Raw genomic sequence first — 16438 nt, 5'->3', positions numbered from 1 at the left:
CACTTCTTTATTTGCCGTAATAAACCCTAGCATCCCGGTATCCTATATTTCGCAGATACTTATTCCATTCCTCAGCTTGAAATCGATTAGAGAAAGGCCCTACTGCTACGTGTGGCCCTCGTGGTTGCGTCCTTTCGAGGACTGCGCCAGATCGTCCTAAATCCTGACTAAATCGGGCTAGATTCTGCCTAACTTGGTCTGCGATCGCAGATAATTTTTCTTGAGTAGTGGGAATAGCGACATAATATCTAGATCCTTGCTTCGGAGGATTTATATTATTGCGATCGTCTAAAAAACTATTGCCTGGTTGGATTTCTTGTCCGTTAGCGAAGCTAATAATCCGGGCGTTATATATGCCTCGTGATTGTAACTCGCTTACCCGTTGTTGGGCGTTAGATACCCTGTTAAAAACACCTGACTGAATGACATTCCGTCCTTGGTACTGGCGAATGTAGGCACTGGGTTCAATCCGACGGATTGCTTGTAGTGTCTGGAAATCACTACCATCTACGTAAACTAAGTAGCGCTCAAAGTTCTGGTTATTATATTGACTAAACTGTGTAGGTTGAGAGGGCTGAAAGTTCTGTTCAACTGGATTGTTTTGTAATGATTGGGGGGGCTGAAAATTCTGTTCAACTGGATTGTTTTGTAATGGTTGGGGGGGCTGAAAGTTCTGCTCCAATTGATTCTCTTGAACTGGTTGTAACTGCGGTGACGGCTGTTGACCAAAGGGAATTGGCGGTGGCGGTAAAGCTTCACCTCCTTGTTGAGCAAGTAGCAGGTTATTGTGTATTTGTGCTTGTGCTGGAGTAGAGTCAGAAATCAGCATTAACCATCCTCCCACTAACAGGGAGAGAAGTCTGATAGTAGGTTTCCAACCCTCAGAACTTTGGCGCAGCATCTGAAATGGAATAAATTGATTTGCTAATCCTCTCAACATAGTAGTTAGAAAGTAGTCAAAGTATTTCTAAGCAATTTTCATTAGGAACTATGGCGGTTCCCATTCAAATGTGGTACAACGTCATCTCGTAAGGTGTAGGGGCAATTCATGAATTGCCCCTACGGGTGTACCTCACATAAATAAGAACTACTATAATTAGTTCACTGTTGTAGCAACTACTATATAGCGTTAACGTAAAATTAGCTCATCTGCGTGGCAAAAAATACATCTGATTCAATTTTGGATTTGGGATTTTAGATTGACCCTATGATATCCCTGACGCGTTCCTACAACCCTCATCGAAAGTAGGAATCCAAAATCCTAAATTTCAAATCTAAAATTCGGTAAACAGCACCGCTAATTCAGTTCCTTAAAAACCGGGCGTTGCTGAATCGAGGTATGAGAATGTAGAGACGAAAAATTTTACGTCTCCACAAGGATTTTTCACCGCAATGCACAATCGTTTTCATCCCGCAATCAGCAACGCCAAAAACCAAAGTGCTTTGTTAGCAAGGCTTTGAAAGAGTGTGTGCTACAATTGAACAGCCACGGATATCGTGTCGTGTTTTGTATGAAAAAAGTCGTCGTTGGTCTTTCTGGTGGCGTTGACAGTTCCACCGCCGCAGCTATCCTGCACCATCAGGGCTATGAAGTAATTGGTTTGACTCTTTGGCTAATGAAAGGCAAAGGTCAATGTTGCTCTGAAGGTATGATCGACGCGGCTGATCTCTGTGAACAACTGGGCGTTCCCCATGAAGTTGTGGATATTCGGGATGTCTTTCAAACCCATATTATTGATTATCTGGTAACTGGATACAGTGCTGGGATCACACCATTACCTTGCTCCCAGTGCAATAAAACGGTGAAGTTTGGGCCAATGGTGCAGTATGCCCACGAACAATTGGGATGCGATCGCATTGCCACCGGTCATTATGCGCGAATTAGCTATGACGAAGCAACTAGACGTTACCAATTATTAAGGGCTGTTGACCGCAATAAAGACCAGTCATACTTCCTCTATGATTTGTCTCAAGATTTACTTGCAGCAACTATATTTCCTCTAGGCGAACTAGAAAAAACTGATACGCGCCGGATTGCGGCTGAGTACGGACTGAAAACTGCTGATAAGCCAGAAAGTCAAGACTTGTGCTTAGTGGAAAGCAATGGTTCCATGCGGGCATTTTTGGATAAATATTTAGCTCCCAAAACAGGCGATATTGTCGATGTCACAGGTAAAGTTTTGGGACAGCATGATGGTGTCCATCACTACACCATTGGCCAGCGCAAAGGTTTGGGGATTGCGGCTGCCGAACCGTTGTATGTGATTGAATTAGATGCGGAAAATAATAAAGTAGTAGTAGGCGATCGCACTAAGGTAACTCAGCCTGAATGCACTGTCGGAAGGGTAAACTGGGTTTCCATTGCCGAACCATCCACCCCAATTCATGCCGAAGTGCAAATTCGCTATCGTTCAACCGCTACACCAGTAACGGTGATTCCGTTGGAAAACTCCCATGTGCGTTTGGTGTTTGATGAACCCCAATTCAGCATCACCCCCGGACAAGCGGCGGTGTGGTACGACGGGGAAAAAGTCTTAGGTGGCGGAATTATTGAGCAATTTAGTTAATAATAGGACTTACGCAAAAACTCTCTGAAAGTCTTATTTCTTTGTGTCCTTTGCGGTTCGTTTTTTCATGATTTTACGTAAGTCCTGAATAATAACTCTTACCCTGTTTTGGCATCAAATTGGCAGAGCCACGCAACGCACTGGCTCCCCTACAATACCTAATTTTGTTCAAAAATCAAATAGGAGTCCTATATTTAGTTCACTACTGTTTGTGAAGAGCAAGTGTCAAGATCGTCTGATTTCTACCTTATAGCGAAAGCAAAATGCATAATTAATAGGAGGTGGCAACCTCCTGCGTTGGAGAAGTGTCTCATCTTAAAGTAGTAGACGCAATAATTCAGAGCGTCAATTAGATACTAGTGTGATTAGATGACCAGCATGAAATTCCAACTTTACTTAGGCTTTTTATTTTCCCAGATTAAAGTACGTTATTGGTGGGTAAGTGTCCTTTTGTGGATTGCTTTGGTTGCCCCAGCCCAAGCGTCTGTAATTCTACGCGTGGCAATTGAGAGGGGCGTTAATCAGGTAAAAGTGGGTAGTTCCACCACTGGAATCGTCAAGGATAGTACCGGTCGGACTCTCGGACAGTTACCAGCGATGAGTGCATATTATGCCCAAGCTATTCCTGGCGGAGTTGCTTTAGATAAGTGGCAGTCTGGTTTATTTTGGATTGAGCCAACAGGTAAAGGATTCGTTTATATTGGCGATCGCTGGTATCGGGGTAGAACTCTGGTTGTTCCTACAGAAAAAGGCTTAACAGCTGTTAATTGGGTTGATGACCAAGAATATCTTTATAGCGTTCTCGGTGGTGAAATGGATGCTAGCTGGCCTCAAGAAGCACTGAAAGCCCAAGCGATCGCAGCTCGCACTTATGCCCTATACGAACGAGAAAAACAACGGAATAATCCAGTTTACGATTTAGGTAATACCCCAGATCGTTGGCAAATTTACAAAGGTGTTATCAGTGAAGCTCCTTCTACTTACGCCGCAGTAGATTCCACACTAGGGCAGGTACTAACTTACAAAAATCGGATTATTCTCTCAGTTTTTCATGCTTGTTCTGGGGGACATACCGAAAATGTAGAAGACGTTTGGGGAAGCAACGAGCCTTATCTACGTGCTGTTCAAGACTACGATCAAAATATCAGCGAATGTAATTGGGTGAAAACCTTCTCTCCCAGTGAAATTAGCGCTAAATTCCCTGATGTGGGCAATGTCAAGGATATGATTCCAGAGACATACTCTCCTTTCCGTAGTGTTAAAGTTTTAAAAATTGTTGGCAACAAGGGTACAAAGGTGCTACAAGGCGAGGAAGTGCGAACAGCTCTTAGGTTAAAAAGTACCCGCTTTACTGTCACTAAGGGAGCAGATGGTAGTTTTGTACTGCAAGGGCTTGGCTTCGGTCATGCTTTAGGTATGAGTCAGTGGGGAGCGTATAATTTGGCTCGGCAAGGAGTGAACCACCTGCAAATATTGGGGCATTATTATCAAGGTGTAGCCCTAACACCAATTCAGGCGAAGTAAGGAGAAAGTTAGGAGTTAGAAGTTAAGAGTTAGGAGTTTTAAATAAATCTTAATTATTCACTCCTCACTCTCAACTCTTCACTCTATTCTCCACTCCCCCTTTCTAAGCGTTTTTGCCATTCAGCATCAATTTGTGCAGAACGCTCAACTTCCTGGTCGAGTAAGTCAGTTTCGCTAGAATAGACTATATCTTCCTTGCCAATAACTTTTTCTGTGGCAAATTGTTGAGCATAGTCGATTTTTTGTTGCAAAGGTGCATCAGGACTTGCCAATAGCCTTGAGCGAGAAAGGCGATCGCGGTTGCGATCGCCTATTTTGCGATTACGCCACCCAATCCAGAAATAACGCAATAAAGGTATGCTTAAAAAACCTGCTCCGTAAGCCAATAGCAGCCAATAAATTCCTTGCACAAAACCTACAAAGGCTCCCAGTTCACCTAACCGGGCGATAACAGTGCCATCTCTCAACAAACTTCCCAGTACTAAGGCAAGAACAAAATTTAGTACACCCAACCCAGCACTCAGCATAATTTGCCCGGAACTTGCGGCACTAAAACGCCAGGGAAATTCTTCTAAGTGATCTGATATTGCATGACGGCGCTTTTTAACTGCACTCACCTGCAACTCTGGGAAGTAATAAATAATTTGCCCTTCTGGACTTACGCTCGGTTGCCCATTAAATCGCGTCAGAACGGGCAACATATAATCTTCGTACTCTCTTGTATATCCCTCGCCAATGTCATCCAAATATGGGGAAATTTGTTCTGCTACCACTGCGCCACGGTTAATCTGAATCACCGTAGCAATTTCTTGCCAGCGGCGTTCTTCTAAGTTGGCGTTAGGATTACCATCGCCAAATAAAAACGAAAACACAGCTTCAAAGAAATTCAGATTGCTTTCTTCTCGCCTTTCACGTCGTCGTTCCTGATAGTGGTTATCATAATTTGGGCTAAGATACCAGAATAAATTTGGAAAATAGAAGAAGCCCCCACTGCCGAAATTACTGCCCCGATTGTTGCCGTTACGGTCTGAATTGGCAGAGGTAATAATAATGTAGATGGTAACAGTTATCAGTACGATGGAAACAGTTAAGAAAATTCCAAAAGAAATGCGAATCAGGTAAAATAGTACACTCCAGACCTTTTTCCACCATTCCTGCAATTGTAACTGGAAGTATTTATTACGCAAAATTGCTCGAAAATTTGGCGGAAAAAGGTAAACTATATCACCTGAGTCCGCTACCTGCAAATGTCCCCCGGCATCAGATGCCAGGGCTAACAAGCTTTGATTAGCTTCAGCGACGTTCAATCCTGCCTGGGTGGCCACATCCCCAACCGTGACACGGTAGCCCAGTTTTTCCACAGCTTCCATGATGGTGGAATTGGGAGCCATTGCTCTCCCCTCCTATTGAAACTTATTCCCTTCTCTTAAGTATAAAGTTTTATTTTGATTGACTTAGCAGAAGTAAAGATAAAGCGTCAACAACCCCACCCACAAGGGGATGGGGCTTGTGATTCAAGTTCCCATTTCTGGACAGACCACAATAGGCTGATTGACCGCAGCCCGAAGTTTTAGAAAGTCCTCACGAATATTGATCGCAGCGTTGTAATCTGCATGGCACTCGTACTCACACTTCTTGCACCGAAATTCAGCCTGAGACGGGCGATTGCCGCGCTCAATGTGTCCACACTGGCTGCACTTCTGAGACGTGTAGCGTGGGTCAACAAAGCCCACACTTACGCCCCTGGCTTCGGTTTTGTAGATGACGAATGCCTGGAACTGCTGGAAACTCCATCCATGCAATCTACGGCGCTGAACCTTCCTCATCTTGGCTCGACCGCGAATATTCGTGAGGTCTTCAAAAACCAATGTTGCGCCACTGCTTACAGACCGAGCCAGTCGCTTACTCAGCACATGGTCGCAGTCTTTTCTGAAACGTCTCTGTCTGCCCGACAGCTTTTAGGTCTTAGCCGACTTCAAAGCTTCAGTTGCTTTGACTCTAGCAGCACAAACCAGTTGAGAAGGCAGTCCAGTGATGGCGCGATGGTCGTAGTAGGTCGCTTTGTGCAACTCTACGCCATTGCCAATTCCCGTTTCCCATCTATACTTGCATACGGCATTGAACGACCAGGTGTACTGCTCAATCGTTTGAGACAGAACCTTAGCCTGTTCAGGGTCGGGTTGAAGTTGGATGCGAATCGTTCTTTGCATACAGATATACTATCTCATATACAGAGGGGGTATCTGTTAGCTACAAAGATTATTTGGCATTTGAAACCGGGATTCACCGGATTTCACTCTTCCGCAACTATCCCTCCCAACCCACAAGGGGATTGGGTTTCTCGGTGAAAGATCATGAGTAACTAAACACGCAGTATGTTATAATCCTTTACCTTAGCTTGGTTCACCAGCAAAATTTCTGCTCAAATATGGTTCAATATACTCTCGCTCAAAGCCCAGAAATTATCCTTACTGTTTCTGGAAAAGATTCAGCTAAAGCCCGTGATAAAGCAATGGATCAGCTGATGGAACTGATGGATGCAGGTAAGCTACCAACGGAACTGGAAGAAGGATTTGGCCCTCAACAATTAATTGAGGTTAAAGAGTCAACTATTGATACTGCTAGTGGTGAGGATAGTATTACACAAGCTGTCCAGGTTTTAAGTAACCTGGCCACACTCAAGCTGAAAGTTCAGGAATCACGATCTGAAGCGTTAGAAATTCGCAAAGCGGTTGATGTTCTATTCACCGACGATTCGGTGACAGAAGAGGAAATTACTAGACTTAAGGAAGGTTTTAAAGTCCTCAAAAATTTCGCCCAAGCTAATGTGCGCTACCAAGAAGCACGAGCTAAGGCAGAACAGGCTCGGGAAACTCTGGATCTAGCTCTCAAATCACCTGATAAGTAGATTCTACACAATCAAATGGGTTGAGACACATTTCTAACTAATTCAATAAATACTCTAAAGACAGGCTATCATACTGTCTTTAGATTTACTGGGGCGCTAGGATTCGAACCTAGGGATGGCGGGACCAAAACCCGCTGCCTTACCACTTGGCTACGCCCCAAAGACTTTACTCTAGTTAATATAGCAGTTACTCCTGGGTTTATGTCAAGTACTTTAATAGTTTATTTCAGATAATGGGTTTTTAAACCAGGACATTGATTGGTCAGAATCCTTATATATGAATCAATTAAAGCAGAAATCCCTTTTTCTTCAGACAATCTACCAATAAAAAGTAAGTAGTCACGATCTTCATAGCAATTCTGGAAACCAGAGTAATGGATAGTACAGATGTCGGTTGCCAAATTAAATGACCACTTGACAAATTAATGTCTTCAAAATATTTAGCTTAAAACCCTTACTTGATAAGGGTTTTACTATTTTAGGCTGAAAATAGGCTACTAGAGGCTTATTGCCAAAATACTTGTCCTCTTTTGGAATTTTGACAAAATATCTGTCCTTTCCTGAAAAACGCTGTGAGCCTACATTTTTATGAAAATTGACAAAATAAATGTCCCTTTCATAGTACAATACAACTACGTTTGTATTAAACAATTATGTAAAAATGCTGGACAATCATACCAATAGCGATCAAGAGGCAGAAAAGGATGAGATTGTGACGGAACTCTCAGCAGATGATAGGCATTTGCTGGATATGATTCAGCAATTACTAGAACCATGCGATCGCATCACCTATGGAGAAAGACAAAGGGAGGTCGCAGCCAAACTAGGCAAGTCTGTGCGAACGGTACGGCGACTCGTAAAAAAATGGGAAGAGGAAGGTTTAGCTGCACTTCAAACTACGGCACGGGCTGACAAAGGCAAACATCGAATAGATAGTGATTGGCAACAGTTCATCATCAAAACTTATAAGGAAGGCAATAAAGGTAGTAAGCGAATTACTCCCCAACAAGTGGCAATCAGAGTACAAGCAAGGGCGGCTGAATTAGGACAAAAAAAATATCCCAGCTATAGGACTGTTTATCGAGTTCTACAACCGATTATTGAGCAACAAGAACAAAAAGCAGGTGTTAGAAGTCGAGGTTGGCATGGTTCTCGATTATCAGTTAAAACCCGCGATGGCAAAGACTTATCAGTAGAATATAGCAACCATGTTTGGCAGTGTGACCATACTCGTGTAGACCTATTGCTGGTAGATCAGCATGGTGAACTTTTGGGTCGTCCTTGGCTGACAACAGTTGTCGATACTTACTCCCGTTGCATGATGGGGATAAACTTAGGCTTTGATGCTCCGAGTTCTCAGGTAGTAGCATTAGCACTGCGCCATGCAATTTTGCCAAAGCAGTATGGGTCAGAATATGGACTCCATGAAGAATGGGGAACCTACGGAAAACCAGAACATTTTTATACCGATGGTGGTAAAGATTTTCGCTCAAACCATTTGCAACAGATCGGTGTGCAATTAGGATTTGTTTGTCATTTACGCGATCGCCCCAGTGAAGGTGGTATTGTTGAGCGTCCTTTTGGCACTTTTAATACCGACTTCTTTTCTAATATGCCAGGATACACAGGATCAAATGTGCAGGAACGTCCAGAGCAAGCTGAGAAGGAGGCTTGTCTGACTTTACGGGAGTTGGAACATAGGTTTGTACGCTACATCGTGGATAAATATAACCAGCGTCCTGATGCGCGTCTTGGCGATCAAACTCGCTATCAACGATGGGAAGCAGGGTTAATTGCTTCTCCTAATGTAATTTCAGAAGAGGAGTTACGTATTTGCCTGATGAAGCAAACTCGACGCTCCATTTATAGAGGTGGATATCTGCAATTTGAAAATCTGATGTATCGGGGAGAAAATTTGACAGGTTATGCAGGTGAAAGCGTTGTACTGCGCTATGACCCCAAAGACATTACAACTTTGTTGGTTTATCGCCATTTGGGTAATAAAGAAGAGTTTTTAGCTAGGGCATTTGCTCAGGATTTAGAAACTGAGCAATTATCTTTGGATGAGGCGAAAGCTAGTAGTCGTAAGATTCGGCAAGCAGGGAAGATGATTAGCAATCGCTCAATGTTGGCAGAGGTACGCGATCGCGAAACTTTTCTGACCCAAAAGAAAACCAAAAAGGAACGTCAAAAAGCAGAACAGGCTGTAGTTGAAAAGGCTAAAAAACCTGTGCCTGTTGAAGCAGAAGAAATAGACGTGGCATCTATTGACGGTGAGCCAGAATACCACATGCCAGAGGTATTTGATTACGAACAAATGCGTGAAGATTACGGGTTTTAGAATATGAATTCCAAACCAGCACAAGAAGTAGTTCAACAATTAGGTAATATTCCACAAAATAATGAAAAACTACAAGCAGAAATTCAACGATTGAACCGAAAGAGTTTTATCCCACTTGAGCAAGTGCAGATTCTCCATGAATGGCTGGAAGGAAAGCGTCAAGCACGTCAGTGTTGTCGAATTTTAGGAGAGTCACGTACAGGCAAAACTATTGCCTGTGATGCTTACAGGTTAAGACATAAACCAACGCAACAGCCAGGTAAACCTCCAATAGTTCCTGTTGCTTACATTTTAGTTCCTCCAGAATGCAGCTCTAAGGATTTATTCAGGTTAATTATTGAGCATTTAAAATATCAAATGACGAAGGGAACAGTTGCAGAAATTCGAGAACGGACTCGGCGGGTTCTTAAAGGCTGTGGGGTAGAAAGTTTAATTATTGATGAGGCTGACCGCTTGAAGCCGAATACGTTTAAAGATGTAAGAGACATTGGTGAAGAATTAGAAATATCTGTTGTCTTAGTGGGTACTGATCGTTTAGATGCTGTCATTGGGAGGGATGAACAAGTTAAACGCCGCTTTCAAGCTGGTCATAGGTTTGGTAAATTGTCAGGAGAAGATTTTAAACGAACAGTAGAAATTTGGGAACGGCAAATTTTAAGACTGCCAGTTGCTTCTAATCTTTCCAGTAAGACAATGCTTAAGACTTTGGGTGAAGCAACTGGTGGTTACATTGGTCTGCTGGATATGATTCTCAGGGAGGCAGCCATTCGGGCATTGAAGAAAGGATTACAGAAGGTTGATTTGGAAACGCTGAAGGAAGTAGCTGCGGAGTACAAATAATGGAAATGGTAGAGATTCAAACTTGGCTGTTTCAAATAGAACCTTTAGAAAGAGAAAGTTTAAGCCACTTTTTAGGACGCTTTCGACGAGCAAATGATTTAACGCCTACTGGGTTAGGTAAAGCAGCAGGACTTGGCGGTGCGATCGCCCGATGGGAAAAATTTCGGTTTAATCCCCCACCGTCTCGCCAGCAATTAGAGGCATTGGCTAAGGTTGTGGAGGTTGATGCTGATAGGCTAGCGCAGATGTTACCACCTCCTGGGGTGGGGATGAAGCTTGAGCCGATTCGGTTATGTGCTGCTTGTTATGTTGAGTCACCTTGTCATAAGATTGAATGGCAGTTGAAGATAACGCAAGGGTGCGATCGCCACCAATTAATTTTGTTGTCAGAATGTCCAAACTGTGGGGCAAGATTTAAGATTCCAGCAGTGTGGGTGGATGGTTGGTGTCAGCAGTGTTTTCTGAGTTTTGCCGATATGGTAAAGTATCAAAAGTCTTATCGATGACGGAGTTTGTGCAAACATAGTAGTACTTTTCAAATATTAGCTACAAATCATCCCCCCTTGCTTTCATGGAAAAAAAGGAGCAAGGGGGATATCGTATGTTTCAACAAACAAGAGAATTCGCTACAAGTTAAGTTGACTTCCAGAACGACAGAATCATGGGGTAATTTGCTCTGGTTGCTCGACTGCTGGATTGAAAATGATTGTGAAAGTTGCACTTGGTATCAGTCGGTGTAGAGCTTGTGAATAAGCCTCTGCGTCACTGCGGCGACGAAAACGAGCAACTATTTGATGTTGCATACTAGGAAAATGGCGGACTATACACCAAGGATTTAGCTTTTCAATGTAGGTCATAAAAACCTCCTGATCATACTTATGATTTAGCTGGTAAATTGCAGTCGAATAATAGATAAAAGTGACTTAAACATTCTCAAAACTAAAGCCACCCTACTGTGAGAGTGGCTGGTAAAAAAATGTCATCCTGACATTGCAATTGGTTGACGGTTCGACTTCGCTCACCGTCAACTTTTCGATTCCTACTTATGCCCTGTGAGAGAACAGAGTATATTCAGACATTCTTCGGGAATTTCCTCGAAGTGTTCTAGCAGGAAGTCCATCAGGGCAAGATGGCGTAAATCACTGGGCATGGGACTGCGGTAATTGCGACCCTTGGAAAACCAACGCCGGACAGTTGAAAGTGAACGAGAGCAAATACGAGCGATCGCCTCATGATTAACATCCCATTTGGCATAAAAATTCTTGGGTGTCATTTTCGCCGCCTGGTAAGGGGAAGTGAGGCGATCGCGTATTGTGTTTACAGAAGATAGGCTATCCCTTCGATGAAGCGGCTTGGGACTGGGACAAGGTTCAAAGTTCCAGCATTGTGGGTGGATGCTTGGTGTCAAAAGTGCTTTGTGTCGTTCACGGAAATGGTAAAGTGGCGAAGGGTTATTCTGCGAGATGCGACAAATCCATGAGACACCTACAAAACATAAGATTTTAGTCAAAGATTGTGTCGGTTACATCAATCGTGTATTATCATATTAGTACAAATATACTGTAGCCTACTGATGAGTAAGCCAAAAAGTGTTAAAGATTGCAAAAAAAACAACTATAATTAACCGATAGAAACATTGTATAAAATCTTTATATTTTATTAAATAAAAAGGATTATGAATCTTTATATACATTTATATTTGTTCATTAATTAGACTATTTTGTGGCAGTTAGCAGAGAGAAAGGTCATGTTGGATAAACTAATAAAATATTTTGTCTACGCGACAAAAGGGTATATTACAAAAACACAACTGATCAAGTTTTTGTATTTAGCTGATCTTTACTCTGTTAAGTGGACAGGAAAGCAGCTGACTGATCTAGATTGGTGTTATTATCAATTTGGCCCTTGGAATGAGGGTATAGATGCTGCTTTAAATCAAATGAATGGGAAAGAAATTATTCAAGAATATCAGGAAAATGCAACATACATTAGACCTGTGGATGAAGCTGCTCAAGTAGATGATTTGCAAATACCTCTAAGTCTTAAGTTCATGCTGGATAATATTCGGAGAGAGTGGGCTGGCTCAGATAAACTGAATCAGTTACTAGAGTATGTATATAGCACTGCTCCAATGCTGGAAGCAAAAAATACCCATAAACCAGAAGAAAAAGCTAGACTTAACTTACAAGCAGAAAGAGAAAAATTAGTCAGTGAATTAGGATTGTAAAGTGGCTGGACAAAGACCTAGACAAGGTTGGATCTATTCCATAAATCCCTATAGGGTATCTCTTCGTTGCAAACTGGGTCATGTCCATATTTATAATTTAGATGAGCCAGGTGAAGTAGAATGTCAAACTTGCACTGAGAATATTAATTCAAGTAGGGTTTTCAGAGGGATACATCCTTATATCATCTGGACAAACGATCAATTTCAAGATGAATCTGGATATATAGCAACGTTTTCCGTTATTCCTCTGACTTCCCAAGGAACATTTAACGGTTTACCAACCACATATCCAATTAACTCTACAAGTAGAAATGGTCTTGATAAAAGTTCATACGCTTTAGTTCATCAAATATGTACTGTTGATGCTAATTGCTTCAAAGACGCATCAGCAAATTGGTTAGATAGAATTGGACAATTGGATAAGCCAGATAAAGACGCTGTAGAAGAACGGTTAAAGTATTTTTTGAATATTCAAGAAAATCCTAGTGAAGACTGGTTCGCCCAAAATGCGTCTCCAGAACTTTTAAAAAAAGTCTTTGATTATCTACCTGAAGAAACCAAAAGTTTAGTCATAGAAGAATTAATAAATAATTTAGGCTTATAATACCTAGATATTTATCAATGAAAACTTTTATATACCCAATTATTTATTCAATTTATTCCAATCATATTTAGATATTTATTTGATTTAACTAAGTTTAATCCAACGGACAAATATTCTTAAATTTGATACTTACATGAACTACAAATCTGGTAATTGTTTCACTGCATTTGCTATTATACTTGAGTCCTGACAATAAGAAATTCCAACGTCTCGAATACGGCGAGAATCTTTAATGAGGTTATACTTAGCATTTATCATCTGCTCATCGTCCCATAGCAAATCAAATCCGCGTTCAATAAGAATTGCTATTTGATCTGTAATCAGGTATCGTCCATGAGTCATTTCTTGTTCACGCCTCACCTCTTCTTTAATCGTTAGCTTGAAGGAGGGAAAACTGAACTTAGTTTGCATATCCTTTTCAAATTGACGGAGAACTCTCTGAGCTTCCGATATCTTAGCCTCATTTAAGTATCCAGTATCAAAACCACTGTAAACTTCAAATATTCCTGTAGATTTATGACTTGAACACTTTAAATATACCTCTAAAAACCATGTTAAAGTTGCATTGTAATGTTCGGGTATAAATGCTTTAATTTCTAATTTATCTCGAATTGATCTTCCAATCATTCTATCGTAGATTTTTATATGTTTAGCATCTCTAAATAGAGGTATTAAAATGTTCTCCTCAAATTGTTCTTGAGTCCAATCTCCATTAGCAAGAGTAATACCACAAGAATTTTGTTGGCAAGTATCAGCAAAATTTGAAACTGTATAGTTAGCAACATGAACAATAGGAACTATTTTAACTGAAGAAAGTTGCTCTCTAGCGCATTTGTAACAATCATCAATCGCAAGCACGATTCGTGGCAAGTAGGTTTTAGCAATCCCAATACAGTGCTGACACGGATGATTTATACAAGCTAATGCCAAAATATCTTTAGAATCTACTGCAATGATACGATTAGCCTTGTCCAGTTGTACTAACAGGGATTGCGCTTTCTTTCTAAATTTTTCAGGCCAATTGTTTATCGCTGCTCCTAAAGATTTTTTTATACAATCATCTTTATCTACTAAAACAACACAGGTTTTTAATAAATCCTGAAGTAAACTAATAATTGTATTAAAATACCAAGGATTTTTATCATTTCTTGGTATGAAGATAGAAGGAATAATAACGACTCTTAACAGCATATTATTTTATGAGAAAATTTCCTTAAAGTCATCGTCAAAAAATCCATCAGGCCACTCATCAATAAAGTCTCCTTCTTCGTCTAGCCTCAACTCTAGGCATTGTGAGCCTTTTGAGTTGGAGTCAACATAAATCACTGAAATATCTTCTGGACTTAAATTTCCTTGACGAATTAATTTCTGAAGTCTGAGCATAAGATGCTCACTGTGAGTTTCCAGGATAAATCTGTTGTTATATGGAGGTTTAATACTTTCTGCAAATACAGAACCTAGTTCAGCCTGGAGTCTAGGATGTAGATGAATTTCTGGCTGTTCAATGGCAACCAACGCATCCGATAGACCATAACAAGATACTAGAATGGGAATAACTTGACTAATGCCAATGCCTACGTCCCGGTGACTGACTGCTGTTTTAGTTCTCTTGTCAATCAGGACTAAATCTGAAATGCGATCGCTTTCTGAAGTAATTTCCTGTACCCAGGTTTCTGATAAGCTATCAGTGTCAGTGAGCATGGAAACCAGTTGTTCAACTTCGGGGAGAACACTATCAGAATTCAGGTCAATACCCGCAGCTTCAAAATCACCTCTTAGCCTTTCAATCTCTTCTTGAATATCACTCCCAAATCCAGCAGCATGAACAATCAGCTTAGTGGTTAAATCGTGTAAACTTTTGGCAATTCGGGGGTAAAGTTCAGCAGCAAGTTGAGAATCTGGCAAAAGACTACGCACTACTAGCTCATAAGGGGACTTCATCCTGTTACTATCTCCCAGCCAAGCATTCACCTTTTGGCGAACTTCAGCGTTGTTTAGGAGGATGTCCCAAGCATAACCACCGCCAGCATACCAATTAGCATCTTGCTGCTGAGAAAACGCAAAATGCCGGGGTGGATAGGTGCGAAATGGCCCTAAATATCTTAGTTTTCCAATATCTCGTTCTACAGTCTCAGTAATTGCTCCAATCAATTCGCTGAGTCTGTAAGGTAGAATCAGACGCAGAGTGTCAGCTAAATCCTCTTGTTGTCCTGGCTTAGGATTAAGTTTGGGAATTAAGGTGTCCCCGTCATCTCCAACTTGAATTTTTGTTGGTAGTAAGCGAGAAACTGGTGCTGTAATCTCTGGGACAAGTTCATCGATCGCTTTCTCAATTTCCTCCCGATCCTCTGGAGTTACTTTCAGGGTAAATGTATTCACCTCTAAAATTGCTTGAATCAAGTTGCTGAGAATTGGGTGTTGGTAATCGAGGCGATCTAACTGAAGCTTTCCTTGAGGACGAGAACTCATGCTTAAAACTTGTCTTTCATCCGCTTCAATAAAGAAAGACCGTACTCTTACCCTTCCTTTTCCTAAACGAGTACCAATCCCAACACCCACAGTCAGCTTTTTGATTGGTTGTAAAAGGTCAACTAAACCCTGATCTAGTGTACTTAGCTGTTTAGGGTCAATATCTACTGACCACTCTACCTGACTACGGCGATCGCGTTTATGAACATATTGCCCAAAACCTCCCAAATCAACAGAATCACCCCCGGCTTCTGTGCGGTGTATGTCCAATTCTCCATTTTTAATAGCGTGATGTGCTAACAAAAGGCTGTGAATGATGCTGGATTTTCCTGAACTGTTAGCTCCAAAAATCAACGTTAGGGGACGAAGCGGGATGTATTGTTGATCAGCGAAAGCTTTGAAGTTACCGACTCGTAGAGCAGTTAAGGCGTTGGATGTTAATAATTTTCTTTTTGGTAATTTTGTGGTGAAAGAATTAGCAACCAGTTCTAGACGGGCGTGAGTTACTGTCTTGAGAGACACAGGGCTATTGACTTGTAGGGAAACATCATTTTCTAGTGATGCTATAGCTAAACCTAAAGACATCGTTTTAGTTCCACCCGTGTAGTCTGCGTAAAGGTTAGTATCTGGTTGTAACTGTTTTAACCTAATAATGCTTGCTACTGCCACTTCATAGCATTCAGTTAAGTCATCTGGGTTTTGAATAATCTTTAGATCGCGCTCTGGCTGAAAGCGATCGCCTAACTGCACTAGCTTAGGAATGTTTGGGTATCTTTTAACACTATTTCCGTGAATAATTTCACAAGGAAGCCCTTCGCCTATAATTTGGGATTGGAAGTTTTCGCTACATAAAAATACAACCTGATCCGGTTGTATATGCTGAATTGCTTTAACAATAGGTGCGGGAGATTTTCCAACTGTTACTAAAAGAATTTTTTTAGGCATATAAATATTAATG

The 16438-nt window shown here is 41.4% G+C and carries 16 protein-coding genes and 1 tRNA gene; 8 read left to right on the top strand and 9 right to left on the bottom strand.

The genetic code is table 11. The features are described 5' to 3' along the window. Positions 1 to 7 precede the first annotated feature (7 nt). Positions 8 to 829: a hypothetical protein gene (locus GTQ43_RS07095; RefSeq protein ID WP_265271896.1), complete on the bottom strand. Its 822-nt coding sequence runs from the start codon at positions 827 to 829 to the stop codon at positions 8 to 10. A gap of 682 nt (positions 830 to 1511) precedes the next feature. Here GTQ43_RS07095 and mnmA point away from each other — a divergent pair. Together mnmA and GTQ43_RS07085 are read left to right on the top strand one after the other, a co-directional pair. Continuing rightward, the gene (gene mnmA, locus GTQ43_RS07090) at positions 1512 to 2567 is read left to right on the top strand and encodes a tRNA 2-thiouridine(34) synthase MnmA (protein ID WP_265271894.1); all 1056 of its coding nucleotides are present in this window, start codon (positions 1512 to 1514) and stop codon (positions 2565 to 2567) included. Positions 2568 to 2945: 378 nt separating this feature from the next. Further along, on the top strand, positions 2946 to 4091 hold the full coding sequence (locus GTQ43_RS07085) for a SpoIID/LytB domain-containing protein (RefSeq protein ID WP_265271891.1): 1146 nt from the start codon (positions 2946 to 2948) through the stop codon (positions 4089 to 4091). Positions 4092 to 4174: 83 nt separating this feature from the next. Here the strand turns inward: GTQ43_RS07085 and GTQ43_RS07080 are convergent, their stop codons facing one another. The 3 genes from GTQ43_RS07080 to GTQ43_RS07075 form a co-directional block, all read right to left on the bottom strand. Then, the gene (locus GTQ43_RS07080; RefSeq protein WP_265271889.1) at positions 4175 to 5482 is read right to left on the bottom strand and encodes a hypothetical protein; all 1308 of its coding nucleotides are present in this window, start codon (positions 5480 to 5482) and stop codon (positions 4175 to 4177) included. Positions 5483 to 5605: 123 nt separating this feature from the next. Then, positions 5606 to 6046 carry an RNA-guided endonuclease InsQ/TnpB family protein gene (locus GTQ43_RS41705; protein ID WP_414859112.1) on the bottom strand — a complete coding sequence of 147 codons (441 nt, stop codon included), beginning with the start codon at positions 6044 to 6046 and terminating at the stop codon, positions 5606 to 5608. Positions 6047 to 6049: 3 nt separating this feature from the next. After that, on the bottom strand, positions 6050 to 6301 hold the full coding sequence (locus GTQ43_RS07075) for a hypothetical protein (protein ID WP_265271887.1): 252 nt from the start codon (positions 6299 to 6301) through the stop codon (positions 6050 to 6052). A gap of 218 nt (positions 6302 to 6519) precedes the next feature. Here GTQ43_RS07075 and GTQ43_RS07070 point away from each other — a divergent pair, with 218 nt between their 5' ends. Continuing rightward, on the top strand, positions 6520 to 6999 hold the full coding sequence (locus GTQ43_RS07070; protein WP_265271885.1) for a hypothetical protein: 480 nt from the start codon (positions 6520 to 6522) through the stop codon (positions 6997 to 6999). A gap of 88 nt (positions 7000 to 7087) precedes the next feature. On the opposite strand, the gene GTQ43_RS07065 is transcribed toward GTQ43_RS07070, so the two are convergent. Further along, positions 7088 to 7159, bottom strand: a tRNA-Gln gene (locus GTQ43_RS07065). Between the two features lie 501 nt (positions 7160 to 7660). Here GTQ43_RS07065 and GTQ43_RS07060 point away from each other — a divergent pair. Genes GTQ43_RS07060 through GTQ43_RS07050 form a run of 3 tightly spaced genes read left to right on the top strand, consistent with a single transcriptional unit; the run spans position 7661 to position 10686 of the window. After that, a complete protein-coding gene (locus tag GTQ43_RS07060; RefSeq protein ID WP_265271883.1) occupies positions 7661 to 9340 on the top strand; it encodes a Mu transposase C-terminal domain-containing protein in 1680 nt (559 codons plus the stop codon). Between the two features lie 3 nt (positions 9341 to 9343). Continuing rightward, a complete protein-coding gene (locus GTQ43_RS07055) occupies positions 9344 to 10180 on the top strand; it encodes a TniB family NTP-binding protein (protein ID WP_265271881.1) in 837 nt (278 codons plus the stop codon). Continuing rightward, a complete protein-coding gene (locus GTQ43_RS07050) occupies positions 10180 to 10686 on the top strand; it encodes a TniQ family protein (protein ID WP_265271880.1) in 507 nt (168 codons plus the stop codon). Before GTQ43_RS07055 ends, GTQ43_RS07050 begins: the two co-directional genes overlap by 1 nt. A gap of 153 nt (positions 10687 to 10839) precedes the next feature. Here the strand turns inward: GTQ43_RS07050 and GTQ43_RS07045 are convergent, their stop codons facing one another. Both GTQ43_RS07045 and GTQ43_RS07040 read right to left on the bottom strand, forming a co-directional pair. Then, positions 10840 to 11037 carry a hypothetical protein gene (locus GTQ43_RS07045; RefSeq protein ID WP_265271878.1) on the bottom strand — a complete coding sequence of 66 codons (198 nt, stop codon included), beginning with the start codon at positions 11035 to 11037 and terminating at the stop codon, positions 10840 to 10842. A 182-nt stretch (positions 11038 to 11219) separates the two neighbouring features. Further along, entirely contained in the window at positions 11220 to 11492 is a 273-nt protein-coding gene (locus tag GTQ43_RS07040; RefSeq protein ID WP_414859111.1) for a helix-turn-helix domain-containing protein, read from the bottom strand. 435 nt (positions 11493 to 11927) lie between these two features. Between GTQ43_RS07040 and GTQ43_RS07035 the strand changes: the two genes are divergently transcribed. Beyond that, complete coding sequence (locus tag GTQ43_RS07035; RefSeq protein ID WP_265271876.1) at positions 11928 to 12407, top strand: Panacea domain-containing protein; 480 nt, start codon at positions 11928 to 11930, stop codon at positions 12405 to 12407. Between the two features lies 1 nt (position 12408). Next, on the top strand, positions 12409 to 13011 hold the full coding sequence (locus GTQ43_RS07030) for a type II toxin-antitoxin system PemK/MazF family toxin (RefSeq protein WP_265271874.1): 603 nt from the start codon (positions 12409 to 12411) through the stop codon (positions 13009 to 13011). A gap of 138 nt (positions 13012 to 13149) precedes the next feature. Here the strand turns inward: GTQ43_RS07030 and GTQ43_RS07025 are convergent, their stop codons facing one another. Continuing rightward, positions 13150 to 14202, bottom strand: a complete 1053-nt coding sequence (locus tag GTQ43_RS07025; protein WP_265271873.1) for a hypothetical protein — start codon at positions 14200 to 14202, stop codon at positions 13150 to 13152. A gap of 6 nt (positions 14203 to 14208) precedes the next feature. Next, positions 14209 to 16425: a DUF3696 domain-containing protein gene (locus tag GTQ43_RS07020; protein ID WP_265271871.1), complete on the bottom strand. Its 2217-nt coding sequence runs from the start codon at positions 16423 to 16425 to the stop codon at positions 14209 to 14211. Positions 16426 to 16438: the final 13 nt, after the last annotated feature.

It is taken from the genome of Nostoc sp. KVJ3, from assembly GCF_026127265.1.
Classification (GTDB): domain Bacteria; phylum Cyanobacteriota; class Cyanobacteriia; order Cyanobacteriales; family Nostocaceae; genus Nostoc.
Note: the sequence above shows the minus strand (reverse complement) of the source record. Positions and strands in the feature narration are given on the sequence as shown.